General features: G+C 61.3%; 11 protein-coding genes. 3 read left to right on the forward strand and 8 right to left on the reverse strand.

The window, feature by feature from the left end; translation table 11 throughout:
* A partial coding sequence (locus JNL55_RS31080; RefSeq protein WP_293863712.1) for a bifunctional salicylyl-CoA 5-hydroxylase/oxidoreductase occupies positions 1-1,966 on the reverse strand: 1,966 nt, incomplete at its 3' end.
* A 146-nt stretch (positions 1,967-2,112) separates the two neighbouring features.
* Between JNL55_RS31080 and JNL55_RS31085 the strand changes: the two genes are divergently transcribed.
* The gene (locus tag JNL55_RS31085; RefSeq protein ID WP_415923198.1) at positions 2,113-3,438 is read left to right on the forward strand and encodes an aspartate aminotransferase family protein; all 1,326 of its coding nucleotides are present in this window, start codon (positions 2,113-2,115) and stop codon (positions 3,436-3,438) included.
* Here the strand turns inward: JNL55_RS31085 and JNL55_RS31090 are convergent.
* A complete protein-coding gene (locus tag JNL55_RS31090) occupies positions 3,429-4,541 on the reverse strand; it encodes a trypsin-like serine peptidase (protein ID WP_293863715.1) in 1,113 nt (370 codons plus the stop codon). The two genes, JNL55_RS31085 and JNL55_RS31090, sit on opposite strands and share 10 nt — an antisense overlap.
* A 177-nt stretch (positions 4,542-4,718) precedes the next feature.
* On the opposite strand from JNL55_RS31090, the gene JNL55_RS31095 reads away from it, so the two are divergent.
* Positions 4,719-5,696 carry an ornithine cyclodeaminase family protein gene (locus JNL55_RS31095; protein WP_293863718.1) on the forward strand — a complete coding sequence of 326 codons (978 nt, stop codon included), beginning with the start codon at positions 4,719-4,721 and terminating at the stop codon, positions 5,694-5,696.
* Here the strand turns inward: JNL55_RS31095 and JNL55_RS31100 are convergent.
* From JNL55_RS31100 to JNL55_RS31115, 4 genes are all read right to left on the reverse strand, one after another.
* On the reverse strand, positions 5,677-7,026 hold the full coding sequence (locus JNL55_RS31100) for a peptide MFS transporter (protein ID WP_293863721.1): 1,350 nt from the start codon (positions 7,024-7,026) through the stop codon (positions 5,677-5,679). The two genes, JNL55_RS31095 and JNL55_RS31100, sit on opposite strands and share 20 nt — an antisense overlap.
* Positions 7,023-8,735 (reverse strand): CocE/NonD family hydrolase, encoded by a 1,713-nt coding sequence (locus JNL55_RS31105; RefSeq protein WP_293863724.1) that lies wholly within the window; start codon positions 8,733-8,735, stop codon positions 7,023-7,025. Before JNL55_RS31105 ends, JNL55_RS31100 begins: the two co-directional genes overlap by 4 nt.
* Positions 8,728-9,897 carry a M24 family metallopeptidase gene (locus JNL55_RS31110; protein ID WP_293863727.1) on the reverse strand — a complete coding sequence of 390 codons (1,170 nt, stop codon included), beginning with the start codon at positions 9,895-9,897 and terminating at the stop codon, positions 8,728-8,730. Before JNL55_RS31110 ends, JNL55_RS31105 begins: the two co-directional genes overlap by 8 nt.
* A 105-nt stretch (positions 9,898-10,002) precedes the next feature.
* Positions 10,003-10,818 carry a helix-turn-helix transcriptional regulator gene (locus JNL55_RS31115; protein WP_293863730.1) on the reverse strand — a complete coding sequence of 272 codons (816 nt, stop codon included), beginning with the start codon at positions 10,816-10,818 and terminating at the stop codon, positions 10,003-10,005.
* A gap of 127 nt (positions 10,819-10,945) precedes the next feature.
* Here JNL55_RS31115 and JNL55_RS31120 point away from each other — a divergent pair, with 127 nt between their 5' ends.
* Positions 10,946-11,899: a threonine/serine dehydratase gene (locus JNL55_RS31120; protein WP_293863733.1), complete on the forward strand. Its 954-nt coding sequence runs from the start codon at positions 10,946-10,948 to the stop codon at positions 11,897-11,899.
* An 8-nt stretch (positions 11,900-11,907) separates the two neighbouring features.
* Here JNL55_RS31120 and JNL55_RS31125 read toward each other — a convergent pair whose 3' ends face one another.
* Both JNL55_RS31125 and JNL55_RS31130 read right to left on the reverse strand, forming a co-directional pair.
* Entirely contained in the window at positions 11,908-15,264 is a 3,357-nt protein-coding gene (locus tag JNL55_RS31125) for an amidohydrolase family protein (RefSeq protein ID WP_293863736.1), read from the reverse strand.
* 19 nt (positions 15,265-15,283) lie between these two features.
* Positions 15,284-17,521: TonB-dependent receptor domain-containing protein (locus tag JNL55_RS31130; RefSeq protein WP_293863739.1), on the reverse strand; the 2,238-nt coding region annotated here is incomplete at its 5' end.

Here is a 17,521-nt window from a genome sequence, read left to right on the forward strand (position 1 = left end):
CGTCCTTGAACAGCTTGGCGAAGATCGCGCCATCGTCCGGCGTATTGCCGCCCTCATACCAATCGTGCGTGGACAGCCTCACTGAGATCGGTAAATCCTCGGGCCACACGGCACGAATGGCGCGGAACACTTCCAGCGGGAACCGTGCTCGATTCTCGTGTGACCCGCCATACTCGTCGGTGCGTAAATTCGTCAGCGGTGACAGGAAGCTCGAGAGCAAGTACCCGTGAGCGGCATGCAGCTCGATGATGTCAAAACCCACCTGGACCGCTCGCTTGGTGGCCGCGACAAAGTCCGCAACGACGCGGTCCATGTCGGCCCGCGTCATCGCTCGCGGGACCACCGAATGCTTCAGGTACGGCAACGCAGACGCTGAGATCAACGGCCACGCGCCTTGCTCCAACGGCTGATCGATGCCCTCCCAGGCTAACTTCGTGGCGCCTTTGCGTCCCGCATGGCCGAGCTGAATACCAATCTTCGCGGCCGTCTCATGATGGACGAAGTCGACGATGCGACGGAACGCATCGGCCTGCCCGTCATTCCAGAGCCCAAGACAACCCGGCGTGATGCGCGCGTCGGGCGAAATACAGGTCATCTCCGGAAACACCAGCGCCGCGCCGCCCATGGCCCGAGCACCCAAGTGGACCAGATGAAAATCGTCGGGCACGCCCTCCTTGGCGGAGTACATGGCCATCGGCGACACCACGATGCGGTTGTGAAGCGTCAAGCTGCGCAGCTTGAACGGCGTGAACATCGGTGGCACGACACCAGACGTCGCGGAATCGACGCCCGCGCGGGCAGCGAGCCACTGCTCGTACCCTTCCAACCACTGCTTGTCACGTAGGCGCAGATTCTCGTGGCTGATTCGCTGGGAGCGCGTCAGCATGGAATACATGAACTGCTCGGGCTCCAGCTGATCGGCGTAACGCTCACCGACGACTTCAAACCATTCCATGGCGTTGCGCGCGGCATTCTGAATCCGAGCCACATCGACACGACGCACGTCTTCGTAGGCCGCCAGCACCGCGGGAATGTTTTCAACGTCGTGCCCCGCGATCTCGAACTGGCGCGTCAGTTCAATGGCATCGTCGATCGCCAGCTTGGTGCCCGAGCCAATCGCAAAGTGCGCGGTATGAGCGCTGTCGCCCATGAGCACGACATGGCTCTGACCGTTGTAATGACTCCAGCGCTCGCAGGTCAGGCGATTGAAGTTGAGCCAGGCCGACCCGCGCATATGCCGCGCATTGGTCATCAACTTGTGGCCTTCGAGCGTATCAGCGAACAGTTTTTCGCAGAAGGCAATGGATTGGTCTTGATCGGCTTGATCCAGACCGTGCGCCTTGAACGCCTGCTCGGTGGTCTCGACGATGAACGTCGAGGTGGTCGCATCGAATTTATAAATGTGCGCCTGGAACCAACCGTGCTCGGTCTTGCGAAAATCGAAGGTGAAAGCATCGAACACCTTGTCGGTGCCGAGCCAGATGAACAGGTTCTTGCGAACCTGCAGGTCGGGTTTGAAGACCTCGGGATACTTGTAACGAATCTTCGAGTTGACGCCGTCGGCGGCCACGATCAAGTCAGCGTCGGGAAACTCGGTGTCCGCGTTGACCTCACGCTCGAACACCAACTCCACACCCAGTTCGATGCAGCGGTTCTGCAGGATGTTGAGCATCTTCTTGCGGCCGATACCGACGAAGCCGTGGCCGGTGGTGCGCAACTTGCGCCCCTTGAAGATCAACTCGATGTCGTCCCAATGATTGAACGCATCTTCGATGGTGCTGGCCGTGGCCGGATCCCACTGCCGCATGGATTGCATGGTGGCATCGGAAAACACCACGCCCCAGCCGAAGGTATCGAACGGCCGGTTCCGCTCCACCACTGTAATGTGATGCGCCGGATGCTTGCGCTTCATCAACAGCGCGAAGTACAGCCCCGCCGGCCCGCCACCAATACATACGATTCGCATGAGCCCCTCGACTAGTCGCAGTCCGAAGCTGGACTGCCCTCATGGCAGGACTCAAGGATGGTACTTTTCGACAAATACTTCAAGCTTAAAATTGATTTGGCATTTGCCCCACTCGCTCGGCCGCTTTACATTGAACCGTTGCGCCAATTCCTCGAGGAGCCGCGAGGTCCGGTAACGATGATCCCCGATTCTGGCAGCAGGCCCGCCGGCACTTAATCCGCTATGGCGGCAGCTTCGAGCCCGTCATCATCGAACGGGCCGCCGGCAGCTATGTTTACGACGCTGACGGACGCCAGATTCTGGACTTCACCTCCGGCCAGATGAGCGCCCTGCTAGGCCACTCTCATCCGGACATCGTCGCTACGGTCCGCGAACAGATCGGCACGCTGGATCATCTGTTCAGCGGCATGCTGTCGCGCCCCGTCGTCGAGCTGTGTACACAACTTGCGGCTTTGGCGCCCGGCTTGGAACGCGTGCAACTGCTCAGCACCGGCGCGGAATCCAACGAAGCGGCGATTCGCATGGCCAAGCTGGTCACCGGCGGTCATGAAATCGTGGGCTTCGCACAGAGTTGGCACGGCATGACTGGCGCCGCCGCGGCCGCCACCTACAGCGCCGGCCGTAAAGGCTACGGCCCCGCTCCTGTTGGATCGTTCGCCATTCGCGCACCGAACGCGTATCGCCCTCGGTTTAAGCATCCGGACGGCACACTCGACTGGCGCTCCGAACTCGATGACGAGTTCGCCCTGATCGACAGTCAGTCGACCGGCAACCTCGCTGCCTTCATCGCCGAACCCATTCTGTCGAGCGGCGGCATCATCGACTTGCCGCAAGGCTACTTGGCCGCACTCAAAAAGAAATGCGAGGAGCGCGGCATGTTGCTCATCGTGGACGAGGCTCAGACGGGCTTGGGTCGCACCGGATTGATGTTCGCGTTCCAACGCGATGGCATCACGCCGGACTTTCTCACGTTATCCAAAACGCTCGGCGCCGGATTGCCGCTCGCAGCGGTGATGACCACGGCGGCCATCGAAGAAGAAGCACACAAGCGCAACTTCCTGTTCTACACCACGCACGTGTCTGACCCTTTGCCCGCGGCAATCGGGTTGGCCGTACTCACTGCCGTCGAGCGTGAACAGCTCGTGCTGAAAGCCCAACAGCGCGGCGCTCGCTTACGCCAAGGCATGCTCGATCTGCAAAAACGTCACGAGTGCATCGGCGATGTACGCGGCCGCGGCTTGCTGCTGGGCCTCGAGATCGTCACTGATCGCGAACTCAAAACCCCTGGCTTCACGCTCGGTGCGCGCATCACCGAAGAATGCATGAAGCGAGGGTTGAGCATGAACATCGTAAAGATGCCCTCGCTCGGCAGCATCTTCCGAATCGCGCCTCCGTTGACCGCGACAGAGCAAGAGCTGGATCAAGGATTAGAGATTCTGGATGAATCCTTGAAGGCCGCCCGTCAGGGATAGGTAGTCCTTGCGTAGTTGATCAACGCACTCAACGCAGGACCGCCGCCGTACTCGTTGTCGCCATTGGTGCCGACGTTGGTGGACTTCACGGTGGTGTCACCGATGGTGCTACCGACGCCGACCACGCGCGGCCAGGGCTCATCGCCCCACCAACCCCACGCGCAGCCGCCTGACTGCCCGGGTGTGAACTCGTTGAAGTGGCCAAGCACATTGCCGCTTTGACCATTCAAGCTCTCACCCTGTGCGGATGAGATGGTGCAGCCGCCTTGGAAGGCTGGGCGTTCGCCGCTGGAGAGTTCGCCGGGATAGCCCGTGTATTGCCAGTAGCTGCCGCCATTCCAATCGTCATCGTAGGTGCGATAGCCGGGGTAGCCGACGATGTCGCCGACACGCTGCTCCATGATGAGCACGACATAGTCGAAGGCAGTTTGCTGATCGGTGAGTGTTCCGGGCGCTTGTAACCAATAGAGCACTCGGGTCGCGGCGAACGTGCCCCAGGGACCACGGCCGTCGAAATAGCCTGGTGTGAAATTGAGCCAGGCCACGCCGCCGCGACTGCCGCCCGTCCAATTCACGACATGGCTCGCGGTGAGCACATGACGCGGACCGATGGTGGTGCCCGAGCCCCACTTGCCTTCGGTATTGATCTTCCCGGTGGTACACCACGGGAAACTGCGATCCTGGAATAGATAACGATCATCGTTGCCGAAGATCGAGCCGCCGACATCCAAGCCTTTGCCCCGTGACGGACGCAGTTGATGGGTCGGCTTGGCGAGCACAGGCTGGAATGTCGTGCGAATGCCACCCGGCCGAAAGCCTGGAATCTCCCGCTGAAACATCTCCCGCTTCAGTGTGCGCGGATTCAACGCCGTGGCTGGAATCTTCTCGAACTTGCGCTCCGACTTCATGCCTTCAGAGCCCAGCCTTGCGACCACTCGCAGTCGCCCGTCTTTCTTGACGATCTTCGGCGCACCGAGACCTTTGGCCGCAATATCCAACAACGGCACTTCGATACGCTTCGGTTTACCACTAGCTCGAATCGCCGCGCGCCTGGCGAGCGCACGCTGTGACACAGGCGTTGCAATCTTCGTCTCGTTGGTCATGACTGACTCCTTCCGAAGGACAGGACCTCGACGCATCAGGCCGCCAGACGCTAGTCCAACTCATGAGCATTTAACATTGAGCAAACGGGCTAGGACGAGTTCACGAGATGCCAGGCAGCTTGTTGCCTAGCAGCTCAACCGCTACGCTACCGAGTCACCCTCAACTCAACTGCCCCCATGAGCCAACGCGATACTGTTGTGACGTTTGTCAGCGATGCGGACATCGAAGCGCATGTCACTTTGAATGACATCGTGCCTGCCATCGAGCAGGCCTTCATCGACCTGGACGCTGGCAACAGCGAAGTGTTCGATGTGGTACGGGGACGCGGCGGCGGCGACGATCATTTCTTCGCCATCAAGTCCGGCCGAGCCGGTTCTATCCCGGCGATCGGACTCAAAGCGGGCTCGTACGCCCCGGGCAACCACAAGCTCGGCTTGCAGGCCCACACTTCGACGACGATGTTGATCGACGACATCACCGGCCGCCCTTTCGCGGTGGTCGAGGCGAACTACCTCAACGGCATACGAACCGCCGCGACCAACGCGCTTGCGACGCGCTGTCTGGCCAAGGCAGACGCCAAAACGCTGGGCGTGTTCGGCATCGGTGCGCAGGCAATCTTCGAGACCTGCGCCGTTGCCAGCGTGCGTCCGATCCAACGGGTCATTGCTTGTGCCCGCTCCACCGCACAGCAAGGCGCATTTGCCGATGCGATTCGCAAGCAGCTGAATCTGGACGTCGAATTCGCCGACGCCCGCACCACCTGTGAGAACGCAGACGTTCTGGTTACCGTCACACCGTCGCGTGCCCCACTCTTCAGTCGCGAATGGGTTCGCCCGGGGACGCATATCTCTGCGATGGGCGCAGACAATGTGGGCAAGCAAGAGCTCGAGGTGGAGCTGGTGGCGCAGTCCAAACTGTGGGTCGACCTGCCGAGCCAAGCCGTCGCCATTGGCGAAACTCAGCATGCCTTCCGCGCGGGACGCATCACGCTCGCTCAGCTCGAACAGCAAACGCTGGGCCGGCTGTTGAGCCGACCCGAGTTGCAAGGCCACCATCCCGACGCGATCACCGTGTTCGATTCCTCGGGAATCGCGATTCAAGATATCGCAGCGGCTTACGCAGCGCTGCAGGTCGTCACGAAGCGTAAGCGCTAGCCGGTTGCAAATCTTCCCCGCCGTGCATCCAGCGAATCATCGCTGGAGTCAGTAGGCACAGGATTGCGGCGGCGACTGCGCAGCCGCCCGCAAGACCATAGAACACATCTTGGTAGGGATAGCTCTGCGCATACGAGCCGATGTAGCCAGTGAGCCAAGTGCCAAGCCCGATGCACACGTACCAGCTGCCGACCAGCAACGCACTGTAGCGTGGCGGTGCCAGCTTGCTGGTCAGAGAGATCTGGCTGGCCCATACCAGCGCATCTCCCAACCCGAACAACGCGTACGTGATGACGATCCACACTAGGGGCGCCTTTGCATCGCCTCGTGCGCCTTCACCGAAGGCGATGAATACATAACCAATCGCCAGCGCGCTCAGCCCGAGCACCAACTTGTACGAGGCGCTTGGATTTCGATTCCGTAGCGCCAGCCGCCGCCACAGCGCGGCCAGACAAGGCACGAAGATAAAGAAGCTCCACAGATTGATGGTCTGTAGCCACGTCGTCGGCACTTCGAACGAACCGATGCGACGCTCGATCTGCTCGTGTGCGTACAAATTCAACAAGCCAAACATCTGGTAGAAGGCCGCGGCATACAGCACCGTGAACACGCCCTGCCCTACGATCACCACAAGCCGTTGACGTTCGTGGCTCGACAACGGCGCGGCGCTCGTCACACTGGCGCGCACCGGCACGCGACCCAAATCTCCGAGCCAACGCTGCTGGAGCCACACATAGCAAACCAGCCCAATGGCCATGCCGCCACCTGCAACCGTCAGTCCATAGGTCCAGCCAAATCGCTCACCCACGAAGCCCGTCACCAACGCGCCCGCCAGCGCGCCCACGTAGATGCCGACAAAAAAGTAAGCGAAGCCTTCATCACGTCGCGCGCCACTCTCTGGATACAGTCGGGCAACGATGGAGGAAATGGCCGGCTTCAACAGGCCCGTGCCCGCGACGATCAACACCAGACCACCGGCGAAGAACCACAACTTGAATGCCGGCACCAAACCAATGCCCGCCAGACACAAATGGCCCGCAGTGATCGCGATGCCACCCCAGAGAACGCAACGCCGCTCACCCAGATGATTGTTGGCGAGCCAGGCGCCGAGCACCGGAACGATGAAGGCCAAGCCGCCGTACCACCCATACAGACGTAACGCGTCCTGCGGCTGCCAGCCCCAACCGCCGGATTGCGCATCCGCCGTCAGAAACAACACGAAGATGCCGGCGAATCCCCAGTAGCTGAAGCGTTCCCACATCTCAGTGAACGCAACTAAGAATACGCCGGGCGGATGTCGCTGGTACCAGGCAGTCAGCGGACGGGTCACGAGCTCGCTCCCGCGTCGGGCACGACGGGCAAGATCAGTCGCGACGGACAAGCGCCACCTACATGCACCTGGTTGTGCGCGGTCACGGACTCAGCGCTCCAGGCACCACTGACGCCGGTATTCAGATTGCGATCGAAGCGAGGAAAGTTGCTGCTCGATACTTCCAACCGAATCCGGTGGCCCGGCGCGAACCAGTTGCTGGTGGAATCCAGATCCAGTTTGATTTCGTAAACTTCGCCGGGATGCATCGTCGAGGGCTGAGACAACGAGCGACGGTAACGCATGCGTAAGATGCCTTCGAGCACATTGAAGGCGCGTCCATCCGGATACACGTCGACTAACTTCGCCGTGAAATCCGTATCGCAAGCGGACGAGGAAACATACAGCACCGCCTCCACCCGACCACTCACTTGCACTGCGTGCTCCAGCACCGGCGTCGAATAGACGAGCACATCGTCGCGCTGCTCCACAGATCTCTGATCGAAGGCGCCGGGCTGAAACACTAATCCACCGTTCACCGGACCGCCGCACGAAGGCGCCGGGTTGGCGGGATCATAGATGAACGAGTCAACGCTGGCCGTCGCCGCTCGCTGCTCGCCAAGCATTCCCCCCGCGCCGAGAAAGTAGTCACGATATTGCGTGCCCGGCGGTGGCCAGCTGTCGAAGGATTGCCAAGTGTTCCGACCCATCAAATAGGCCTGCACCTTGGGCAGGCTCGCAATTCCAGTATCGATGTCAGCGAGCCAATAGTCGAACCATCGCAACATCGTGCCGAAGTAATCGAAGCGTGCATCACCGAGATCGCGCTCACCGACGCGCGTCTGTTCGGTCGCGACACTGGTGCGACAGTGAGTCACGGGGGACATGATCAGATATTGATGAGCGCGGGCTCGCTCACTGACACCCCGCGTCCGGTACAGCTCAAACATCCGAATCGAGGAGAACGGCACGGAGTACCACTCATTCATATGAATGGCCGGCACATCGAAACGCTCGTCCTCACCCAGGCCGCCGTCATCGGACCAGTAATCGTCCATGCTGTCACGCGTGAGCCACGCATGCACCATGTCCGGCCAGCGCTTCGCGTAATAACTTGCTCGCTCACAAGGTAGCTTGGCGCGAATGCCTCCCAACGGCAGCGTGCCAAGCAACGCTCCATCGCCGCCCACGGCATAGGCGAGTTCAACGGCGCCATTGCGAACAAAGCTGAAGGCTCGCATCGTTCCATCATTGAAGGTGTAAGCCCCCTCGATGAAAGCCGCGCTGTGATTGGGATGGCGTAGCGCCGCCAGCATGTCTTGCACTTCGCCGTGATAAGAACAACCGACCGTGCCGATGCGGCCGTTACACCAGGGCTGCGCCACCAACCAATCGAGCGTGTCGTAGCCATCGGGGCCTTCAATCGAGCTGTAGGCCTTGAAGGTACCGGTCGAATTCCCCGTGCCCCGCAAATCCTGGACTGCCACCGCGAAGCCGTTGGCTGCGAGCCATTTGGCCAGCGGCAACGCCTGCTCAGTGGGATCCGTCTTGCCGTAGGGTGTGCGGATCAAGATGACCGGCTTGGCAGCCGGCTTGGCAGCCAGCTCGGTGCGAGGCAGATACACATCGGTTGCCAATACGATGCCATCGCGCGTCGGGACCGGCACATCACGCAACACTCGCTCGATGGCATTACGTGTCGGCAGCGTCGACGCGCGATCACTATGCATCGAGCACCACCAACTCCCGCGGCAGCGTCGACAGACACGCGTGACCTCGCTCCGTCACTCGCAAGGTCTCGCTGATCTCATAACCGCCATCCGCGGCCCAAATGCCGAGCATCAGATGAAAGGTCATGTTGGGCGCCAGCACCGTCTGGTCGCCCGGCATCAAACTCACCGTGCGCTCGCCCCAATCCGGCGGATAGCCGATGCCGACGCTGTATCCAATCCGAGATTCTTTGACCAGGCCGGAGCGCCCCACCGTGGCTCGCCAGATCGCTTCGACTTCCTCACAAGTGGTGCCAGGACGAACCGCAGCCAGCGCGCTCTGCAGTCCCTCCCCCACGACTTGCGCGAGTGAGATCAGTTTGGCGGGTGGTTTGCCCAGAAACACAGTGCGCGCCAGTGGTGCGTTGTAACGAAAACGGTTCGCCCCCAGCTCCAGCGTGCAAGCCTCACCGAGGCGATACGGTTCGGCAGTCCAACTCAAATGCGGTGCGTCCGTGCGTGCGCCCTTGGGCATCGTCTGATAGTCCGGGATGTCGCCGTAATAGTCGGGCGAACCGCTGATCAGCTTCTGATACACGACGCCCGCCACGTCGCAGTGACGAACACCGGGCGCAATCGCATTGATGCCCGCTGTCATGGCGGCATCGGTGAGCCGCCCCGCTTCGATCATGTATTCGATCTCACGAGGCGACTTGATCAATCGCAGCCAGTTCACCAAGCGATCCGCGTCGACGATAGTCGCGTCCGGCAGCGCTGCTGCCAGCGTGGTGAACGCCCGCGCCGTGAAGTAATGAGTGTCCATCTCCACGCCGATCCGGCCCTTGGCCAGGCCCAGCGATTTCATCACGTCGGCGACGAACGTCATCGCATGGGCGGGCGGCACCAAATAGGCATCGGCATAGCCGTGAATGTGATCGTCGGTGAGATAGGTGGTGTGCCGGACGCAAGCCACATCGATCCGCCGACCCACCCAGATCGGCTCGGGCCGCGACGGCACGATCAGCAGCCCCTGGTGCACATAGAACGACCAGCCGTCATAGCCGCTCAAATAATTCATGTTCGGCGGGCTGGTCACCCACAGCGCATCGAGGTTGGACTCGGCCATCCTCGCTTGCGTGCGGGCGACACGGTCGCGAAATTCCTGGTGCTCGAATGAGGGCATGCTGGGTCCTGCACGAAAACTGCGCAGGGATTACAGCACTGGCCCCTCGGCGGCGCCTTTCGTGCGATTAGGCGACTTTGTGCTTGTTACGCGCTTGGCGCGTGCTCAATTACGCTCCCGATGCAGCACATAGCGCCGGACCCGCTCGTCGATGGCGGGACTCTGCTCCTCGTACAGACCGCAGCTCGCCAACATGGCGCGCAGGTTCACCTGGGTACCGATGAATTCGTACACCATCGGGGTCATGTACGGCTCGCGCGACGCGCCGCTGGAGATGCCGAACGCTTCGCCGTACAGCAAGGTCATCGGATGCTTGTGGGTGGGATACAGAATGGTTTCGGTGATCGAGTTGTGTAGTAGCGAATCCGTTTCGACAATGAAGATCCGGTCGGCCAGCATCATGAACACGCCGTCGTACTTATAAGTCTCGAAGCGTCGGCGCGCCCCCTGCTCGGGCTTCAGGCGCTCGATGGCCTTGGTCCGCAACCGATCTTCTTCGACGAAAATCTGCACCGCCGCCTTGATGATGCGGCCCGGATACTCCACCGAACGCAGGTAGCGATAGAAATAACCCACATAGCGCAGCCCGCCCGCCATGCCGCCGGCAAACGGCAGGTCGAGCGCATCGACGACGGAGGACGCGGGGCGCTTACGGCGCGATTGCGGCTTGGCCGACACCAGACGCCGGAAGCGCTCGGGCGGCAGGAAAATTTCCTCCTCATCCACGCCGAAGAAATCGCAGATCTTGCGGACGTTGTGCGAGGACGGCAGCGTTTCGCCGTTCAAATAGCGGGCGAACTGCTGGCGGTTGATGCTCAAGTGCCGGCACACGTGCGATACTGATTTCACGTAGCTGCAGAGCAAGCGTAAGTTCTCTGCGAAACGAATCAGCTGGAGCGCATCGGACCTTCGCGTAGGCATGGTTTCAGTTCGCGTTACACTTGAGTTGGGCAAGATTTGGCGTTCGTGCGCCGATCATAACAAGATGGCGACGAGGGCGTTTACCATGCCCATCCGGTGCCTTCTCAACACATTTTCCGGTTAACCCATGCCGTCACTCGATCGCGTTCGCCTCGGCCAGATTGCCAAGCAACTCGCCCCGCACATCCATACGACGCCGATGTGGCGTTCCGACACCTTGAGCCGTCTGACCGGCCACGAGGTGTATCTCAAGGCCGAGCTGCTGCAAAAGACCGGTTCTTACAAGCCGCGCGGCATGCTGTGGGCCCTGATGAATCTGGAGGAGGAACGGCGCAAACGCGGCGTCATCACCTTCTCCGCCGGCAACGCGGCCCAAGGCCTGGCGTATGCCGGTCGAATTCTCAACGTGCCGATCACGGTCACCATGCCCGCGGCGGCCAGCCCGACCAAGGCCCAAGCCACGCGTGACTACGGCGCTGAAGTGTTCCTGCATGGCGTGCCCAAGGAATGCTTGCAGTTCTGCACCCAGCTCGCCAGCGAACGCGGCCTGACGTTCATCTCCTCGTACGACAACGCCGAGCTGATGGAAGGTCATGCCACCCTGGGCCTCGAGCTCACCGAACAACTGCCCGACATGGACGCGTTGTTCCTGGGCGTCGGCGGTGGCGGCATGCTTGGCGGCGTCGCCATGGCGTTACAAGCCTGCGGCAGCAACGCCAAACTGATCGGTGTCGAGCCGCACGGCGCACCAGCCATGTTCCGTAGTTTCGAAGCGGGCCAGGCAATCACGCTCGATGGCGTCAGCACCATCGCCGACGGCCTGGCTGCTCCCGGCTCCGGCCGACTGTGCTACGAAGCGGCCCGCCCGCGCACCGAACGCATCGTGTTGGTCAGTGACGATGAGATCACCGTCGCGCTGAAGTTGCTAATGGAACGTTGCAAGCTGTTCGCCGAACCGGCCGGTGCTGCCGCACTCGCCGGGTTGCTCAGCGTACGCAACGAACTCGCGCCGGGCAGTAAAGTCTGCTGCGTCGTCAGTGGCGGCAACCTCGATCTGCAGCGCCTCAAAGCGCTGCTGTAATCGACGCATCAATGTCGATGCCATGGCGCGACTCCGCCTGCGGATGTCGCGCCGGGTCGGCTGACCGGATCCAGATCGCGCCACCAGGGTTTCGGCCCGGTACGTGTCGTCGGCGCCAGTCGATCCAAGGTCTGCGGATCGAACAGCTCACCCTCTTTCATCACATAGCGCAGCTTGGCGGTGGCGCGAATGTCTTCTCGTGGATCGTCCGAGATGACGATCAAGTCCGCAAGCTTGCCAGGCGCAAGCGAACCCACCTGTGAGTCGATGCCTAGCGCACGCGCCGCCAGAATGGTCGCCGCTTCGAGCGCACGCTGATTCCCGGCACCGTTGGCGAGCGCCCATACGGCCCAATGATTGGCGAGGCCATGCAGCACCCCGTGCTCGCCGACATGAATCGGCACGCCCGCATCCATCATCGACGCCAGATGCTGCCCGTACATACGAAACACATACTCTTCGTCAGCCACGTTCACGCGCCGACGATTGTTGACCTGCAAGTACTGATGCGGGATCCAGCGTCGCAGCATCGGATCTTGCTCATTCAGCAAATGATTGTAGAAATAGAACGACGTGGACGGCCCACCGTTGCCAACCAGCGTGTTGAATTGATAGCTCATCGACGCGCCGGTGCGCACGAGTAGCTGTGTCACATCGTCGTAGGCCGGCATCGCCAGCCCATGCGGCAGATGAGTCACGCCATCGAGCAGCAATGCGAGACTGGCATTGAGCGAGCCCTCGCTTTCCGGAATCGGCGTCATGCCAGCCCGATGCACGGCATCGAACAACCACTGCCGATTCAAACGGCCACCGACATCGTAAATCTTCATACAACATTCGCCGTAGCTACGCCCTCGCCCAGCGATGCGATCCGCATCAGCCACTGAACCGACAGGATCGTTCCACAACACAATGGGCCCTGTGAGCAGCACGCGCGGTCCCACTGCTCGATCACTGCGGATACGATCCGCCATCGTAAACAGCCGTAACGGCGGCGCCGGATCGAACACCGTCGTCACGCCGTAGGCGAGCTTGGCTTGCAACGGCCATTCCGCCGTCACCAACGGACTGATTTGTCCGCCTTCGAAGTGATGGGAATGCGACGACACCAGGCCAGGCATGATGGTGAGCCCGCTCACGTCCAGCCTGTGTACGCCGCGAGGTGCATCGACAGCGCCTGCCGCGCCAATCGCCTTGATGCGTCTTCCTTCGATCAGGATGTCGCCCCGCTCGATGACAGGCTCGCCGGTCATGGTGAGCAGTCGAGCGCCGCTCAATAGAACGGCACCGTCTCGTTGCGGTGCTGCTTCGCTCAGTCCGATACGCGTCACGTCGGTCGGGGTGTTGGCAGCATCGGATGCAACCTTCAACACTCGCTCGCCAATCGTGAACAACACCTCACGACCATCAGCACTCCAGAACGGGCTCAGCCCGCCTTCGAGCGCAGTCACTCGACGCACAGCCTTGCGCATCGAACCGCCTTCAGCCGTGGTCGGTACATCGTTCGTCGCCGGTCGCTGCGCCAACAGATCCAATGCCGATACATCGATGCGGTCGATCTGACCGAACTGGGTGGCATTGTGCTGAACGATCAACGTCCGTCCGCTGGCATCCAGCAGCGCACGAGCGACTTGCATCGCGCTGTTCACGCCAACCGCGCCTACCCCGAGCCCTTGCAGCGACAGATGTTTGCGCTGATCGCTGCCGTCCAAACGAACGGAGATGAGCGTGCCTGAGCCATCAATGAAGTACACGCGGTCCGGTGCAGCCTTCAGCACGATCAGATCCGGCGCGTTCAGCCCGAAGGACACCGGCAACACCGGCACCTTGGTGCCCTCACGACGCGACACCCGAACGATCTGCGCCTGTGCAACGCCGGCATAGAGCGCATCGCCATCGGCGCGAGCCTGTAACGCCACGATCGTTTGATCATCCGGCGTCAACACCGGCTTCAGGTAGTAACCGGGCTGCGCAGTCACCGCTCGGGTGCACCCGCTCGCCACCGTCGTCTCATAGATATGTCCTTTGGCGCCGTCCAGGCTGAAACCCGAGAACACGATGGCTCGCCCATCCGCCGACCAGCTGGGATCGGCCTCCTCGTCCCAAGCTCCACCGTCCTGTGTCAGCCTGCGCGGCTCGCCGTTCGGCCAACGTTTGATCCAGATCCGCCCCAACGTTTCGAACACCAGCGTGCGTCCATCGGGCGAAAGTTTGTGACCAGTGCTGTATCGAGCCTGCACTGGGCCCTCCACATTCAAGGTCACCGGTGATCGTAGCGGCGCGCCGGCTTCCACATGCACCTTGGCGATGAACGGCAGTGGCTGCACTTTCCCGGTGGGCACCTCGATGCGCCACAGCTTGCCCTCGAAGGACGTCACCAGCGAGGCACTGTCCGGCAAGAACGAGTACGCATTGACCAGCGACTCGGTCCACCAATTCTCCACACCGTCCCGATCCACAGGAAACACCAGCCATCGATCCTCACCGCTGGCGAGGTCGCGTACACGCAAGCCAGTGTCGGCATCATGACGAACTGCATACACGAGCCAGCGACCGTCGGGCGACAGCCTCGGTGTGAACGCCCCCATCGGGGCGTTGGTGATGACTTGCAGATCGCCGTGGTTCAGATCCAGCTTGCCCACCTGATACTGGGGCATCAGCTTCTCATCGTTGAGTCTGACCAACGGCGTTCGCTTCGAGTAGTACAGCGTGCCGGCATCAGCGGTGAGTTGCGGATCGACGCCCTCCAGTGGAAACGGCGAGCGCTTCGCCGTGAAGACCGGTCGGGTTGCAACGTCGATGGGCGGCGCGTTGGTGACACTGGTATCGGCACCTCCATCGAGCGGGAAGCGACGAATATCTTCGGCGCCATAGAACGTGAGTTCTGAGGCCACCGCGGCCAACACCGACTGACCATCGGGCGACCAGCTCGGCGTCATGAAGAAACGGACCTGCTTGGGACGTTCGGTGGCACTTTGCCGGCTGATCATGCGTGCGCCCGAGCCGTCGGCATTCATGATCCACAGATTGTCGGTGCCGCTGCGATCGCTCAGGAACGCGATGTGACGACCATCGGGCGAAAAGCGGGGATGATGATCGACGGCGGGCCCTTGGGTCAGCGCGCGAGCCGCACCGCCTTCGATGGGCAGCACATACACATCGCCAAGCAGCTCGAAAACGAGCTGGCGTCCGTCGGGGGACACGTCCGGATTCATCCGTGTCCCCTCGCTCACCGAGAAATCGAAGGTGCGCGCCGGCTTGATCGCGAACACCTGCGCGCTGCCGTCGTTGGGTGCCGCGAATGCGACACTCAACGCGGCAACCATCATCAAGCCCGACAGGATGGCACCGTTCGTTCTTTTCATTCACGCTCCCGCGCGGCTGCTAGAAGTCAGCAGCCAAGCCGACAAAGAAAGTCCGGCCGCGACTATGCGCGGTCGACGTATCGTACCGAACCACGCCCGCGCCATTGACGAACGGCGGCTCCTCACCGGTGAGATTGAGCACACCCACGCGCACCTCCGTGCCACGAACCAGATCGCCGAGGCCCTCGAGCCGCCACTTCGCGGTCAGATCGTAAGTGACAAACGCCTCTACGTCGCGCACGACGCCACTGTCTTTGAAGCCACCGACGTAGTCCATCGAGAACTCCGCCTCCAGCCCCCGCTGCGAAGCCCAACCGATGCCGGCGCCACCGCGCAGCCGCGGCAGACTGCCAAACTCGGTGGTGCGACCGTAGCGACCGAACTTGCCGAGATAGCTGACGAATCCCGCCCCGTTGTCGGCTTCGAACTTGGTGAGATAACTGCCGGCCGCGTGCAGCTTCCAGGTGCCCGCCGCAGAGGTGTCGAATGCGTAACGCAGCGACATGTCGACGCCTTCGACATTGCGACCGGCGACGTTTCTGGGCAGTGCTTCGATGCGTGGACGCGGGCCACTGAAATCGACCTCGCCCGGAAACAACCCTTCGACGATGTCGGCACCGGACGGCACCAGCACCACGTCTTCCTGTTCGATCCGGAAGTAGTCCAACGTCACGGACAAGTCTACTGGTCCCTTCAGACGCAGCAGCGTGCCCAAGTTGAAGCTCTGCGCGGTCTCGGGCTCGAGATCGGGATTACCACCGATCAGCAGATCGGTCGGCAATGTCACGCCTAGCTCCGGATAGTAGAGCACCTCGTTCACCAAGCGCTGGTCGGCTCGCAGCAGATTGATCGGCGGCGCTTTGAACGAGCGTCCGTACGAGGCCCGCACCGTGAATGCGTCGCTGATCGGTTGCCATGACATGGCAACACGCGGATTGAACGTGTCGCCGACCTCCTGGATGGATTCGTAGCGCCCTGAGACTTCCATGGTGAATTGATGGATGGCTGCGAGCCCGGCGGCATCGCCGTTGAGCGTATACGCCAACTCTGCGAAGGCAGCATCGGAGCGGCGCTTCTGATAGTCCGGTGACTGTTGGTAGTAGTACACATCGCCGGTGGCGGTCAGCGGATCGATCTCTCTTTCGTACTCTTCGGTGCGCGTCTCCGCGCCGACAGCGAAATCGAGGTTATAGCTATCACTCGCCAGCAGTGGACCGGTGATGCGAGCGTCGTAAATCACCTGAGTGCTGGTCGACACGAACTCATTGTTGGCGATCCGAATGCCCGCCAGTTGTGCAGGCGTGTTTGCCATGTTGCCGAACGGATTGAACGCATCCGGCCCGGTGCGATTGATGGCCGCGAGCAAGCCGGTGGTCGAGTACAAGTTGTGCGCGCGATAGGTTTCTTCGGTCTCGAAGTAAGTCGCGCCGATCTCGTAGGACACGCGTCCCAAGTCGCCCTTGAGGCCGGCCACACCGCGCACCGTATCCGTGTCGTAATCTTCGATGTAGCGCCCGACTTCGGCCAACGAATAATTGACCGCGCGCAACTCGACGCCGAAGGGGTTGTAAGGATGGTCGGCCGGCACCGGTCCGAAGTCGAGTACCGGGTCGCCGTAAAAATCCAAGCCCCAGGTGACATAGCCGGTCGTCATCCGTCCAGAGGACAACAACACTTCACCGAACAACGTGGCGGACTCGGGCACCAGATCGAACTCGCCATACGCGAAGCCGCCCAGTTGCCGCTCGGGCGCGTGATCGGTGAACAACTCGCGATCCCGGGTCGCATAGGCGCTGCGGTTGTAGTCGTACGCGTCATACGGAATGTAATCGGCGGGATTCATGCTGTACTGGCCCGGCCCGAAGCGACGGTAGTCCAGAATCACTCGGCTACCATCCGCCAGCACGATGTTGGCCGGATTGGTGAAATAACGATCCTGCTCGATGCCGCCGAGGTCGGACACGTTGGCCACGCGGCCGAGTCGAGTGTCGGTCACTTTGGTTTCGTTACTGGTGTGGTAGCTCAAGCTGGCGACGAAGCGTGCGCGCTCGCCCTGTACGCCCATCTTCATCCAGCTGGTGAGTTCCTTGGCATCGCCGCGGCCCAGCGAGTTGCCGTAGGTGGTATCGACAGCGAAGCCCTCGAAGCTGCGATCGAGCAAGATATTGACCACACCAGCCACGGCATCGGAGCCGTAGATCGACGAGCTGCCATCTTTCAAGATTTCGACCGATGACAGCGCACCGACCGGGATCTC

It is taken from the genome of Steroidobacter sp., from assembly GCF_016790065.1.
Taxonomy (GTDB): domain Bacteria; phylum Pseudomonadota; class Gammaproteobacteria; order Steroidobacterales; family Steroidobacteraceae; genus Steroidobacter.